Origin of the sequence: Streptomyces sp. 378 (assembly GCF_030124145.1) — a bacterium.
Taxonomy (GTDB): Bacteria; Actinomycetota; Actinomycetes; order Streptomycetales; family Streptomycetaceae; genus Streptomyces.
Genome location: NZ_JASKMS010000002.1, coordinates 70766 through 83465, shown reverse-complemented (window position 1 = coordinate 83465; position 12700 = coordinate 70766). Strand labels below are relative to the sequence as shown.

Here is a 12700-nt window from a genome sequence, read left to right as displayed (position 1 = left end):
CCGCCACGACACGACGCTCGAGGCCCCGGCCACGGACCCGGTCCCGTCCGTGGGCCGGGTCGGGGCCGTGCTGTTCGACCGTGACGGCACCCTCGTCCACGACGTCCCCTACAACGGTGACCCCGCACAGGTCCGCCCCGTCGAAGGGGCGCGGGAGGCACTCGACCTGCTGCGCGCCCGCGGCATCCGGACCGGCGTCGTCAGCAACCAGTCCGGGGTGGCCCGCGGCCTGATCACCGCGCAGGACGTACGCCGCGTCAACCACCGCGTCGACGAACTCCTCGGCCCCCTGGACGTGTGGGCCGTCTGTCCGCACGGTCCGGACGACGGCTGCCCCTGCCGCAAACCCGCCCCCGGTCTGATCCTGTGGGCGGCCGGACGGCTGTGCGTGAACCCGGCCGACGTCGTCGTCATCGGTGACATCGGCGCCGACGTCGAGGCCGCCCGCCGCGCCGGCGCGCACGGCATCCTGGTGCCGAACGCCACCACCCGTCCCGAGGAAGTGGCCGCCGCTCCGCACGTCGCCCCGGACCTGCTCGGCGCGGTGCGCGCCGTCGTGGCGGGACGGCCGGAGCACGAACCCGCCGACACGGGGTGCGGTCGTGCCGCACGACAGGGCACCGCACACGAACAGCCGTCCGCCCCGGGGCGGCCACTCGCCACCCCGGAGCGGCCGGTCGCGTCCACCGCGGGGACGCACGCCGGCCACCGTCACGCGCGGCAGTCCGCCGAAGCCGCCCCCAGCAGCCCGCGGAGGCCGCGGTGAAGGCTCTCGTCACCCGTCTGGACAGCTTCGGCGACGTCCTGCTCGCCGGCCCGGCGATCCGCGCCGTGGCCGCCCGCGCCGACTCGGTCACCCTGCTGTGCGGGCCACGCGGCGCACCCGCCGCCCGGCTGCTGCCGGGCGTCGACGACATTCTCGTCTGGGACGCCCCCTGGGTGGGCCTGACGCCCCCGCCCGTCGGGCGCGGTGAGGTCGAGCTGCTGATCGACTCCCTCGACGCGGACGCGGCGCTGATCCTCACCTCCTTCCACCAGTCGCCGCTGCCGACCGCCCTGCTGCTGCGCCTGGCGGGGGTGGCGCACATCGCCGCGGACAGCGAGGACTACCCCGGCTCGCTCCTCGACGTGCGCCACCACCGCGCACCGCACGCCCACGAGGCAGAGGCGATGCTCGACCTCGCCGAGGCCGCCGGTTTCCCCCGGGTCGACGACGGGCGGCTGCGCGTGCTGCCGCCCCCCGCCGCCACCGGGCTGACCGGCCCGGGCGAGTACGTCGTACTGCACCCCGGAGCCAGTGTCCCGGCCCGGGCCTGGAGCCCGGAACGCTGTGGGCAGGCCGTACGCGAACTGACCGCGGCCGGCCACCGGGTCGTGGTGACCGGCGGGCCCGGCGAGCGCGACCTGACCGCCTACGTCGCAGGCGAGGACGCCATCGACCTCGGCGGTCGCACCGGCGCCCCGGAACTGGCCGGCGTCCTGGAGGGCGCCCGGGCGGTGGTCACCGGCAACACGGGCCCCAGCCACCTGGCCGCCGCGGTCGGTACCCCCGTGGTCTGCCTGTTCGCCCCGGTCGTCCCCGCCGAGCGGTGGCGGCCCTACGGCGTGCCCTACGTACTCCTGGGAGATCAGAACGCCCCCTGCGCGGACAGCAGGGCCCGGGAGTGCCCCGTGCCGGGCCACCCGTGCCTGCAGAGCGTGACCGCGCACGACGTGGTCGCCGCGGTGGAGAAGGTCGCGGGGGAGAAGAAGGGAAGGCAGCCGTGAGGATCCTGCTGTGGCATGTACACGGCTCCTGGACGACCGCGTTCGTGCAGGGCCCGCACACCTACGTCGTTCCGGTCACGCCCGGCCGCGGGCCCGACGGCCTCGGTCGCGCCCGCACCTTCGACTGGCCCGACAGCGTGATCGAAGTCCCGCCCGAGCAGTTGCGCGAGACCGACGTCGACGTCGTGATCCTGCAGCGCCCGCACGAGGCGGACCTGGCCGAGCAGTGGCTCGGACGCAGGCCCGGACGGGACGTCCCCGCCGTCTACCTGGAGCACAACGCCCCGCACGGACAGGTTCCCGACACCCGCCACCCGGCCATCGGACTGTCGGGCGTCACCCTGTGCCACGTCACCCACTTCAACCGCCTGATGTGGGACAACGGCGACCTCCCGGCCACCGTGATCGAGCACGGCATCGTCGACCCCGGATCGCGGTTCACCGGGGAACTCCCGCACGCCGCCGTGGTCGTCAACGAACCGGTGCGGCGTGGCCGCACCACAGGCACGGACCTGCTGCCGCAGTTCGCCGACGCCGCCCCGCTCGACGTCTTCGGCATGGGCACCGAGGGCCTGGCCGGACACCTCGGACTGCCGCCCGGCCGCTGCCGCTCCCACGAACTGGCACAACGGGACCTGCACACGGCGATGGCCCAGCGCCGCGTCTACGTCCACCCGGTCCGCTGGACCTCCCTGGGCCTGTCCCTGCTGGAGGCCATGCACCTCGGGATGCCCGTGGTCGCCCTGGCCACCACCGAGGCCACCGAGGCCGTACCGGAGGGCGCCGGAGTGGTGTCCACCCGGATCGACGTCCTGACCGATGCCGTACGGGACTTCATCGCCGACCCGCTGTACGCGCGCACGACCGGCGAGCGGGCGCGCACGGCAGCGCTCGCCCGCTACGGACTGTCCCGCTTCCTGGACGACTGGGAGCGGCTGCTGAAGGAGGTGACCCGATGAGGATCGCCATGATGTCCGAGCATCGCGACCGCGTCCACGCAGGCGAGGGCGTGCAGGACCCGGGCCCGGTCGGGCAGCGGGTTCACCGGCCGGCCCTCGCCCTTGCGGCGCCTCACGGAGGCGTCGGAGTTGACGCAGACGACCAGGCAGTCGCCGATCTTCCGGGCCGCCTGCGGAAGCCGGACGTGCCCGGCGTGCAGCAGGTCGAAGCAGCCGCCCGCGGCGACGACGGTGCCGCCGGCGGCGCGGACCCGGGCGACGACGTCGAAGGGGTCGGCTCCGGTGTGCGGGGGGCCGTGCCGGGAGGGCGCCCGGTCGACGAGGAGACCCCCGAACGCCTGCTCGACGCCCTGCGCCCCGACGTGTGGGTCAAGGGCGGGGACTACACCGGCGCGGAACTGCCCGAGGCGGCGTTGCTGGAGGAACGGGGCGGCCAGACGGTCCTCCTGCCCTACCTCGACGGACGCTCTTCCACCGCTCTGCCGGCACGGGCCGCGACGGGGGAGGGGGGCGCCGCGTGAACGCGACCGTCGGATCACCGCGCATCCTGGTGCTGCGGGCCCTGGGCCTGGGAGACCTGCTGGCCGGTGTCCCCGCGCTGCGCGCGCTGCGCCGCGCCTTCCCCGGACATGAGCTGATCCTGGCCGCGCCCGCCGAACTGGCGCCCGTAGCCGAGGCGACGGGCGCCGTGGACCGGCTGCTGCCCGCCTCCGCCCCGGGCCGCGCCGTGCCGAGCGGCCTGGACTGGGACGGACCGCCGCCGGACATCGCCGTCGATCTGCACGGCAACGGACCGCCCAGCCACCGGCTGCTGCAGGACCTGCGGCCCGGGCGGCTGTTCGCCTTCGCCCACCCCGCCATGCCGCAGATCGACGGCCCCCGGTGGCACGCGGAGGAGCACGAACGGCGGCGATGGTGCCGGCTGCTGGCCTACTACGGCATCCCCGCCGACCCGTCCGACCTGCTGCTGCCCCGCCCCGGAGAACCTTCCCCGGCCCCGGGAGCGGTGGTGGTGCACCCCGGTGCCGCGGCGGTCTCGCGCCGCTGGCCCGTCGACCGCTACGCGGCCGTCGCCGCCGCCCTGCGCGAGCGCGGCCACCGGGTCGTGGTCACGGGAGGGCCGGGGGAGGAGGACCTGGTGGCGGCGCTCGCCCGGGAGGCGGAACTGCCGGACGCCGATCTGTTCACCGGCGGGCTGCCCTTCACGCGGCTTTCCGCGCTCGTCGCGCGGGCGCGCGCCGTGGTGAGCGGCGACACCGGCATCGCGCACGTGGCGGTCGCCCAGGCCACACCCTCCGTCACCCTGTTCGGCCCGGTACCGCCGGACCGCTGGGGTCCGCCCGACGACCCGCGCCACCGCGCCCTGTGGCATCCCGGACCACCCGGCGACCCCCACGGCACCCGGCCCGACCCGGCGCTGCTGCGGATCACCCCGCAGGAAGTACTGGCCGCGGCGGACACACTGCCCCTGCCGGACCTCCGACCGGCACAGAGCGCCCCCGCATGACGACCGTAGGGTGCCCTCGCCCGGACACACGGCGTCCGCGCCCTCGACACTCCCTATGCCGCCTTCAGCGACGACGACTCCTGGTGGGCTCCCGGCACCCTGGACACCGCGGTCAAGCTCCTCGACGCCCACCCCGGCCTACGATCTGGCCGCCCGCGGCTGAGGCGTCGCCCACTGCCCCGAAGTGGGCGCCCACCACCACCCCGACCCCCGCCCGCACACCGGCAGATCTCCTTGTTGTCTCCTGAAAAGGGGGTGTCCGAAATTCGATGCTCACGGAGTATCCGAACCTGCCGGAGACGAAAAGGCCGGAGCCCGGCCGCCGGGACGCCGCCCTGCGAGGCTGCGGCTCTCTGTCAGCCTTCTGCCGGAGGAGAGGGGGTGGGAGCACTCGGAGCGTTCGTCTGGAGGTCCTCCAGGCCCTTGGGAATCTTCAGCGTGAGGACCGGTGACCCCGGTTGCGGGGGCGGCGGGGTTGTCTGCTCCTCGGGCATCTTGGGTGGGCTTGTCTGCTGCAGATTGACTTGTTCATGATTGACGAGCCCGGTCTTCTCCAGGACGGTGATGTGGTCGAGCACGGTGTCGTTGGCCTGGTCGGCAAGCTGGCGTACCAGGGTGTTCCTGGTGTTGGCGCGGATCTTGGCGATGACGGGGAAGATCTGGCCGTGGGTGACGCGCATGATGTTCACCGCCAGGGAGTCGAACTCCTTGCCGGTGCTGCTGTCCACGGTGGCCACGAACTGCTGCTGCTGGGGGGAGGCCTGGTTCGGGAGGGTGATGTTCAGCTCCGGGGCGATCTTTCGGCAGGTGGCGTCCAGTCGGCCGTGACCGACGACCAAGTGCTCACCGGCTTCCTTCATCTCCGGCGTCGTGCCCCGCTGCATCGTCAGCAAGCCCAGCGGATGTTCCCACAGCCCGGCTGCGCGGACCTTGGCCACGAAGTCGCGATCGGCCTCTGTGAGGGGTCCATAAGGGGTGTTGGCGATGATCCGGTCCGGCGACGTGGCCGTGTTCTCCACTCCGAGCATCGCCGGGTAGGCCAGCGCGGCGATGGTCAGACCCAGGGCGCCGACGGTGAACACGCTGCCGGCCTTGGCTCGGGATATGCCCATGGTGCCTCCAGAGGTAGGGCGGTTTGATCACAGGGAAGTACGCATGACTGAGCGGGTTCCTTCATTGCATCAGGCAAATTTTGCACTTGGTTGTGGGCCGGGGGCGTCGAGGCCGTCCGGCGGAGGCGGTTCCAGGCCGGCGTCAGGCGACGCGCAGCCTGACGAGATCATCGCCGAGGGAGGCCGCCACCATCGCGCGACCGGCGGCATGAGCCCCGAGCAGGAGTTGCTGGAGAAGATGGGCCTCACCGTGCGGAACCTTCAGGGCGGGTGCTGCGGACTCGCCGGATCGTGGGGCTTCGAGGACGGCAAGTACGACATCTCCATGGACTGCGGCGAACAGGCCCTGCTGCCGGCCGTCCGTGACGCGGACGACGACTGTCTGGTCGTCGCCGACGGCTTCTCCTGCAAGACGCAGATCAAGGACGCCGGTACCGGGCGGCAGGCACTGCACATCGCCGAGGTGATGAAACTGGCCCGCGCCGAGGGCGTGGGAGCCACGTCCCGCCCGCTCGAGCGGGGCGCACTGCGGGCACCGACCCCGCCCTTGAAGGAGCGGACCCTGCGTGTCCTCGCGGTCGTCGGACTGGGGGCTGCCATCGGCGCGGCCGGAGTGGCCGTGGCGCGCCGCTGACACGGCCCTCCGCGCATCCCGACCGACCGACGCGGTCCCTGCCGAAGCCGTCGCCCACAGCCGCCCACACGGCTCCCGCGCATGCCACCGCCGTCCACCGCGCGGGACGGCGGTGGCAGGTCAGGAGGAGGGGCTCCCCGACCGCTGAACGAACCGCCGTACGGCGCCCCGAGCCCGGGCGGCGAAGCCGGCCGCCACACAGACGCCGACCAGTGACAAGCAGACCAGCGCCGCTCCCCACCCCTCACTCAACGCCTTTCCCCTCTTTCTCCCGGAGCCCGGGCGACTGTACAGACCGTTGAGCTGTGTCGAACGCCAGATCGCGGAACGCCAGATCGCAGAACGCCAGAACGACAGAACGCCTGCACGGCCGTGGACGGGGTCACCCTTCCGTACGCACTGAGCGGGACGTGTCCGGTGGGCTGCTGTGAAGGTGGAGGTACTGGTGCCCTCCTGTCGTACCGGGGGTCGGTGCCGGCCCGGAGTGGCATGGGACCGTCCACGCCGACCGGGACGTACGAAGGAGCGACATGACCGAGTCCGACGAACACAAGTCCTCGGCCCTCGGCGCCGGCACCTGTGCCGACGGGCCTCGGCGTCCGTCGGCCGGGGACGCGGCACCGTTCGCTCCGGCCGCCTGTCCGGCACCCGTCGGCCCGATGGCAGCGTCCCCGCCCTCGTCTCCCTCCAGCCGGACCCCGAGGTGACCATGCGCCTGCTCCTCGTTCACCCCAGCGCCCTGATGTACTCGGAGATCTTCCTGCGCCTGGAGCCGCTCGGCCTGGAGAGGGTGGCCGGCGCGGCCCGCGACGCGGGACACGAGGTGAGAGTCGTGGACCTCCAGGTGACCGGCGAGAAGGAACTGGCCCGCACGTTCTCCTCGTTCCGGCCCGACGCTCTCGGCGTGTCCCTGAACTACCTCGCCAACATTCCGGAGGCGATCGCCATCGCCCATGCGGCCAAGCGCGCCGACCCGGGATGCTTCGTCTTCTTCGGCGGTCACAGCGTGTCCTTCGTGGCCGAGGACGTCCTCGCGCAGAGCGAAGGAGCCGTGGACGCGGTGGTACGCGGCGAGGGGGAACCGGCCGTGCCCCTGCTGCTGGCGGCCGTCCGGGACGGCGGTCTGGACACCGTGCCGGGAATCGTCACACCGGCGGGCCGTGGACCCGAACCCCGGATGCTGCACGGCATCGACAGTCCCGTGCCCGCACGCGACTTGATGCGCCACCGGCGCAAGTACTTCATCGGGGAACTCGACCCGTGCGCCTCCATCGAGTTCACCCGGGGATGCCCCTGGGACTGCTCGTTCTGCTCCGCCTGGACCTTCTACGGCCGCAGCTACCGCAAGGCCTCGCCGGAGGCGGCCGGGGCGGAGATGGCGAGCATCCAGGAGCCCAACGTCTTCATCGTCGACGACGTCGCCTTCATCCGGCCCGAGCACGGGCACGCCATCGCCGCGGAACTGGAGCGCCGCAGAATCCGCAAGCAGTACTACCTGGAGACGCGCAGCGACGTCCTGCTGCGCAACGAAGAGGTCTTCCAGCGGTGGACTCGTCTGGGCCTGAAGTACATGTTCCTCGGCATGGAAGCCATCGACGCCGAGGGACTGGACCTCTACCGCAAGCGGGTCACCCCCGACGACAACTTCCGTGCCCTCGAGGTGGCGCGCCGACTCGGCATCAACGTCGCGATCAACCTCATCGTGGACCCGGCATGGGACGAGGAACGCTTCCGCCTCGTCCGGGAGTTCGCCCTGGCCGTCCCGGAGATCGTGCACCTCACCGTGATGACGCCCTACCCCGGCACCGAGATCTGGCACACCGAGTCGCGCAAACTCACCACCCGCGACTACCGGCTCTTCGACATCCAGCACGCCGTGGTGCCCACCACCCTGCCCCTGGACGTCTTCTACCGCGAACTGGTGCGGACCCAGGCGGTCATCAACCGCAAGCACCTGGGACTGCGGACCGCGCTGGGCGCGCTGCGCGTACTGGGCGGCAACCTCGCCCGCGGACAGACCAACTTCGCCCGGATGCTGTGGAAGTTCAACCGCGTCTACAACCCCGCACGTCAACTGGCCGACCACCGCCGCCCCGTGCGCTACGAACTTCCGCTGCCCCAGCACCTGGAGATCGGTAACCGTCGGGAACTGTATGTCCACAGCCGCCCCGCGCTCCGCCGCGAGGCCGAGCAGACGGAGTAGGGCGCCGGGCGGGCCACCGCTGAACAGCGCCGCGAGCAGGGCGAGAACCACGGTGAGCACGCCGCAGGGGCGATCAGCCGAAGACGGAGGCGAGACGTCTGAACACGGCCGGTGCGGCACCGTGCACGCGCGCCGGCAGACGAAGCCAGCCGGGAACGTAGATCTCGTCCTTGCCTCGGCGGACCGCGGTCCATACGGCGTCCGCCACCCGTTCGGGGGGTACCGGCCTGGGCCGGGACCGCGGGTAGGCGGCTCCGCGCCGCTCGAAGAAGGGTGTGTCGACCACGCCCGGTACCACATGGCTGAGTCCCACGCCGGTGCCGCGCAACTCGTACCGCAAGGCGTCGGTGAAGGTGCTCACCGCCGCCTTGGCCGCCGAATACACGGCCTCGCCCCGCACCCCCACCACCCCCGCGACGGATCCGATGAGCACGATCCGCCCATGGCCCTGCTCCACCATGTGGGGCACCACCTGCTGCACCAGACGCAGCGTGGCGAGGAGATCCGTTTCGATGACCTCCGTGAGCGCAGACGGGGGCATGTCCACGAAGTCGCCGGCCCAGCCGACACCGGCGCCGGCCACCAGCAGGTCGACGCTCCCCGACTGATCGAGGGCGAACCGGGTCAGCCGCTGTTCGATGCCGGGCACGGTGAGATCTGCCGGGAACCGCGAGGCCCCGGTCCGGACGGCCACGTCCCTCAGGCGTGCAGTGTCCCGTCCGTTGAGGACGAGCCGCCAGCCCTCGGCGGACAGGCGATGCGCCACGGCCGCGCCGATGCCGGAGGAGGCTCCGGTCACGACTGCCGTGGGTGGCCGTCCGCTTCTGCCGGAGAGCTTCTGTGAGGGGCACGGTCCCGGCCCTCGCATCGGCGTGGACACGGTGTTCGCGGCGTCGACGCGGGGCACGTGAGACATGTCTGCACCTCTGCAAGGTGGGGGCCGGGAGCCGTTGTACGGGCATACCCGGTCCTTCGGGGTGGAGAAGGCGAGCCCGTAGTATCCCGTGACTTATATTGCGAAACGCGGCAATGTCCGGTTCATCGGAGTGGGGCGTGGGCGTACGTCGTTCGTGGATACACCACCTTCGCCGCCGCGCCCGCCTTGCCGTTCGTCGCCGCGCGCACCGGCTACCCGCGGAGGCGACCTTGCTCGGCGGTCATGACAGGGGCGGCGTGGAGAAGCCGCTGCGGTCGCCTCCGGCCGCGGCACTCACCGTCCCGTCCGGCACCTCGTGGCAGAAGGGGATGGACGATGCGCGACCATTCCGTCGGATCCTCCGTGCACGCTCGGCGTGTCCCCCGGGCGGAGAGCGCCGACACCCTGAGGGCCTTCCTCATCAGCGTCGTGCTCCTGCTGGTGGCGGTGTGGCTTTTCCTGGCCGGTTGGGTGCTCGACTACCCGCCCGGGGACCCGACGAGCGACGCCCGTCTGACTGAGATCCTCGTCTGCGTGCTCGTCTTCCTGACGGCGGCAACCCGTCTGGTCCGAACCCCCGGCATCCCCTCCGAACCGCTCCTCATCGCTGCCGGCGCATGGCTGGTCGGGGCACCGTTCGCGCCGGGCTACGGGGACACTTCGATGACCGAGGCCGCGCGCTTCAACGACGTCGCCTCAGGGGGCCTGATCGTTCTGCTGGCCCTCGTTTCCCTGGCCGCGCTGCCCGTCGCCCGCTCCCGCACGTCCCCGGCTGCCTGAACCGCGGCTTCCGCGCGACCTGGGCGGCACGGGCCCGCATGGTCTGTCGTCACCGGCGCCGCGCGGTTCCACCGGTCGGCACCGCACGGCGTGATTCGTTCCGGCGAGGAGGGATAGTCGGCACGCATGAGAGTGATGAGTGTGACTTCTCGCCTCTGCGGTGGCCGCCGGTGGCAGCGGCTCGCCGTGGCTGTGTGCGTGCCGTTGACCGCTTTGTCGCTGCTCGTGGGGTGTGGTCGTGACGATCCGCTGAACGAACCCGTCGAGCGGTTCGGGATGGTGGAGATTTCCTCCGAGCGCGCCATCCGGCTGTCCGTGGCGGAGGTACCCGCCGGTGAGCTGGCCGCCTTGGAACTCAAGGAACCCGAGTCGGTCTCACCCGTGTGGGAGAGCAGGGTCATGGGCAAGGACGAGCAACTGCGCACCGTGCGGCTGGGCGCCACCCGGGGTGAGGTGCTGGGGACGAGTTCCTCCCCCGCTCTCACGGACGCGGAGCGGCAGGCGTTGTCCCAGCGCTTGGACAGAGCGCGGATCCTTCCGGGCGAAGCGGCTCGGGAGGCGGCCGACCACGGTGAGACCGTCACCGCCATCCGCCTGGAAGAGCGCGACGGCGTGCCGGTCTGGAGGGTGAGCGTCCTCGGAGTGGCCGACGACGAGGCGACGGTCCACGTCGTCGACGCCACGACGGGAAAGGTCGTCGAACGCCTTCCGGCCTGACGGTTCTCGGACCGGCCAGATGACCAGGCACACGCGCACAGTCGTCGGACCGCGCCGGCTGCCTCGTCCCCGTGGCTGCCGGTGCGGACCTACGGTGCCGAGGAGCGTCGGATCGCGCACCACGTCAACACGATTCCCGCGACGACGGATCCGCCTAGGCCCACTGCGAGGTCGACCAGGGTGTCGGTGTATCCGACCGGGATGTGAGCGTGGAAGACCTGGGTGGCCAGCCCCTCGTACAACTCCCACAGGACAGCGACGGTGGCACCCACAGCGGCCGTGACCAGAGGACCGGCGGCGTGACGCAGTGTCCGGTCTCCCGGGGCCGGAACCAGCCGCCAGCGGGACAGCAGCAGATGGAGAGCGACGGCCACAACGCCGGGCGTCACCGAGTGCACGAGCGTGTCGTACCAGTCGGCCACCCGGTACCAGTGGCCTACCGTCGACCAGGTCGCCCAGGTCAGCACGGCACACACCAGCAGGTCGACGAGGGCCGGGAGCCGGGTGATCCGCGGCACCAGGAGGGCCAGGAAGAGCAGGGTCAGCATCACCGCCCCGTCACGGGAGACGAGGGCCAGGACCACGGCGCCGCAGAGCACCGACAGACGGACCACATCGGCGGTGAGGCGCAGGGGGCGAGGCTCGACGTCCGACATCTGCGACGGGTGCCCTCCCGGCCGGGCGCCAGTCACGCCGCGGACGCTTCCTCGAACCCCTCGGCCCTCGCTGCCGGGGCTGTCCGGGATTGGTGCACGGCCCGTCCGGAACGCCCGGCCGCCGGTGTGCGAGAAGGGAGCCGGACACACCGCTAGGAGTCCGCGGCCGGCTTCCCGGAGGACCCCGTTTCGGCGGGCCCTTCGGGCTGTGAGAATCGCTCACGGAGTTCCTGCACGACGCCGAATGCCGCGGCGGTGACCGGCACCGCGAGGAGCACACCGATGATCCCGGCCACGGCCCCGCCCGCGGTGAGCGCCACCAGGATCACCGCCGGGTGAATGCGCACGGTCCGGCTCTGGACCATCGGCTGGAAGATGTTCCCTTCGAGCACCTGGACCACGAGCACCACCCCGAGCGCCCACAGCGCGATGGCGAGCCCGCGGTCGGCTAGCGCCACCAGCACGGCCGCGGCCCCGGAGATGAGTGCGCCGAGGTAGGGGACGTAGGCGCCGATGAAGACGATGGCGCCGAGCCCGAAGGCCCCCGGGACGCGCAGGACCAGCAGGCCGGCGGTGATGCAGACCGCGTCGATGAGGGCCACCACGGTGGTGCCCCGCATGAACCCCTCGACGCCCTGGAACGCCCGCCGGGCCATCGCCTCGACGAGGTCGGCGCTGCTTCGCGGGACGAACGAGCGAAGGGTGCCGACGGCGCGGTCGGAGTCGCGCAGGAAGAAGAAGACCAGCAGCAGGGCGAGCACCGTCATACCGAGTACCTGAGCGGCGGCTCCGACCCCGGCCACGATGCTGGACGCGGCTGTCCCGCCGAACTTGCCCAGCAGATCGAGGGCGTCGTCGGCGAGATCTTCTAGGGAGGTGCCGGACGCACCGAACTGATCGGCCAGCTGTCGCACCGCCCTCCGCACCGACACGACGATCTGGCCCCAGGTGTCGACCAGCGCGGCCGTGGCCACGTACACGGCGCCGCCGACCACGGCGAGGACGGCGGCGCAGGTGAGGCCGGCGGCGACGGACCGATTGACCTTCACCTTCGCTACCAGCGACCGGTGCAGGGGGCGGAGCAGCGCGGTGCCGAGCAGGGCCAGTAGCGCGGGAACGAGGGCCAGCCAGAGCGCCACGAACACCTGGACCGCGACATAGGTGACCCCTGCGACCAACAGAATCACGGTGCACCAGGCGGCAAGCCGACGAACGGGTTCTGGCAGCAGTTGCACGCGCCCCAGCGTACGCATCGGCCCCCCCGGCCCGAGCGAGCCCCGCCCGGGAAAGGCGGCGTGATCGACTTGCGGGCGCCCTCTCTGCGGACCGGCCGACGCCGCGCCCGCGCTTCGATCAACCGGGACCATCCGGATCATCGGCTACGTCCGCCGATGTTTCCCCACCGGCTCTCGGTGGCACCTCGACGTGGTCGCTCGGGTACGTCGGTCG

12 protein-coding genes and 1 pseudogene are annotated in these 12700 nt (G+C 72.1%); 8 read left to right on the top strand and 5 right to left on the bottom strand.

Annotation, left to right across the window (positions count from 1 at the left end; all coding sequences use genetic code 11):
* The first annotated feature begins 49 nt into the window (after positions 1-49).
* The 3 genes from QNO09_RS03245 to QNO09_RS03235 are packed head-to-tail and all read left to right on the top strand — an operon-like array spanning position 50 to position 2726.
* Entirely contained in the window at positions 50-766 is a 717-nt protein-coding gene (locus tag QNO09_RS03245; protein ID WP_283968834.1) for a D-glycero-alpha-D-manno-heptose-1,7-bisphosphate 7-phosphatase, read from the top strand.
* Positions 763-1767 carry a glycosyltransferase family 9 protein gene (locus QNO09_RS03240; protein ID WP_283968480.1) on the top strand — a complete coding sequence of 335 codons (1005 nt, stop codon included), beginning with the start codon at positions 763-765 and terminating at the stop codon, positions 1765-1767. The genes QNO09_RS03245 and QNO09_RS03240 overlap by 4 nt, the downstream gene beginning before the upstream one ends.
* Positions 1764-2726: a glycosyltransferase gene (locus QNO09_RS03235; RefSeq protein ID WP_283968479.1), complete on the top strand. Its 963-nt coding sequence runs from the start codon at positions 1764-1766 to the stop codon at positions 2724-2726. The genes QNO09_RS03240 and QNO09_RS03235 overlap by 4 nt, the downstream gene beginning before the upstream one ends.
* A gap of 20 nt (positions 2727-2746) precedes the next feature.
* Here QNO09_RS03235 and QNO09_RS03230 read toward each other — a convergent pair.
* Positions 2747-2983, bottom strand: a pseudogene (locus QNO09_RS03230) (adenylyltransferase/cytidyltransferase family protein); the annotation flags it as partial.
* A gap of 260 nt (positions 2984-3243) precedes the next feature.
* Between QNO09_RS03230 and QNO09_RS03220 the strand changes: the two are divergent.
* The gene (locus QNO09_RS03220) at positions 3244-4233 is read left to right on the top strand and encodes a glycosyltransferase family 9 protein (RefSeq protein WP_283968478.1); all 990 of its coding nucleotides are present in this window, start codon (positions 3244-3246) and stop codon (positions 4231-4233) included.
* Positions 4234-4589: 356 nt separating this feature from the next.
* Here the strand turns inward: QNO09_RS03220 and QNO09_RS03210 are convergent, their stop codons facing one another.
* Positions 4590-5345 (bottom strand): DUF4142 domain-containing protein, encoded by a 756-nt coding sequence (locus QNO09_RS03210; protein ID WP_283968477.1) that lies wholly within the window; start codon positions 5343-5345, stop codon positions 4590-4592.
* Positions 5346-5553: 208 nt separating this feature from the next.
* Here QNO09_RS03210 and QNO09_RS03205 point away from each other — a divergent pair, with 208 nt between their 5' ends.
* Both QNO09_RS03205 and hpnR read left to right on the top strand, forming a co-directional pair.
* Entirely contained in the window at positions 5554-5979 is a 426-nt protein-coding gene (locus QNO09_RS03205; RefSeq protein WP_283968476.1) for a (Fe-S)-binding protein, read from the top strand.
* 709 nt (positions 5980-6688) lie between these two features.
* On the top strand, positions 6689-8182 hold the full coding sequence (hpnR, locus tag QNO09_RS03200) for a hopanoid C-3 methylase HpnR (RefSeq protein WP_283968475.1): 1494 nt from the start codon (positions 6689-6691) through the stop codon (positions 8180-8182).
* A gap of 73 nt (positions 8183-8255) precedes the next feature.
* Here hpnR and QNO09_RS03195 read toward each other — a convergent pair whose 3' ends face one another.
* A complete protein-coding gene (locus QNO09_RS03195; protein ID WP_502962235.1) occupies positions 8256-9098 on the bottom strand; it encodes an SDR family NAD(P)-dependent oxidoreductase in 843 nt (280 codons plus the stop codon).
* A 336-nt stretch (positions 9099-9434) separates the two neighbouring features.
* On the opposite strand from QNO09_RS03195, the gene QNO09_RS03190 reads away from it, so the two are divergent.
* Both QNO09_RS03190 and QNO09_RS03185 read left to right on the top strand, forming a co-directional pair.
* The gene (locus tag QNO09_RS03190; RefSeq protein ID WP_283968474.1) at positions 9435-9878 is read left to right on the top strand and encodes an SPW repeat domain-containing protein; all 444 of its coding nucleotides are present in this window, start codon (positions 9435-9437) and stop codon (positions 9876-9878) included.
* A 141-nt stretch (positions 9879-10019) separates the two neighbouring features.
* Positions 10020-10595: a PepSY domain-containing protein gene (locus QNO09_RS03185; RefSeq protein ID WP_283968473.1), complete on the top strand. Its 576-nt coding sequence runs from the start codon at positions 10020-10022 to the stop codon at positions 10593-10595.
* Positions 10596-10684: 89 nt separating this feature from the next.
* Here QNO09_RS03185 and QNO09_RS03180 read toward each other — a convergent pair whose 3' ends face one another.
* Both QNO09_RS03180 and QNO09_RS03175 read right to left on the bottom strand, forming a co-directional pair.
* Positions 10685-11251: a DUF2238 domain-containing protein gene (locus tag QNO09_RS03180; RefSeq protein WP_283968472.1), complete on the bottom strand. Its 567-nt coding sequence runs from the start codon at positions 11249-11251 to the stop codon at positions 10685-10687.
* A 152-nt stretch (positions 11252-11403) separates the two neighbouring features.
* Entirely contained in the window at positions 11404-12486 is a 1083-nt protein-coding gene (locus tag QNO09_RS03175) for an AI-2E family transporter (RefSeq protein ID WP_283968471.1), read from the bottom strand.
* Positions 12487-12700 lie beyond the last annotated feature (214 nt).

Bases quoted from the DNA above. Each gene is read 5' to 3' on its own strand.
- hpnR (WP_283968475.1), top strand. From the start codon at position 6,689: ATGCGCCTGCTCCTCGTTCACCCCAGCGCCCTGATGTACTCGGAGATC.
- QNO09_RS03210 (WP_283968477.1), bottom strand. From the start codon at position 5,345: ATGGGCATATCCCGAGCCAAGGCCGGCAGCGTGTTCACCGTCGGCGCC.
- QNO09_RS03205 (WP_283968476.1), top strand. From the start codon at position 5,554: ATGAGCCCCGAGCAGGAGTTGCTGGAGAAGATGGGCCTCACCGTGCGG.
- QNO09_RS03190 (WP_283968474.1), top strand. From the start codon at position 9,435: ATGCGCGACCATTCCGTCGGATCCTCCGTGCACGCTCGGCGTGTCCCC.
- QNO09_RS03195 (WP_502962235.1), bottom strand. From the start codon at position 9,098: ATGTCTCACGTGCCCCGCGTCGACGCCGCGAACACCGTGTCCACGCCG.
- QNO09_RS03180 (WP_283968472.1), bottom strand. From the start codon at position 11,251: ATGTCGGACGTCGAGCCTCGCCCCCTGCGCCTCACCGCCGATGTGGTC.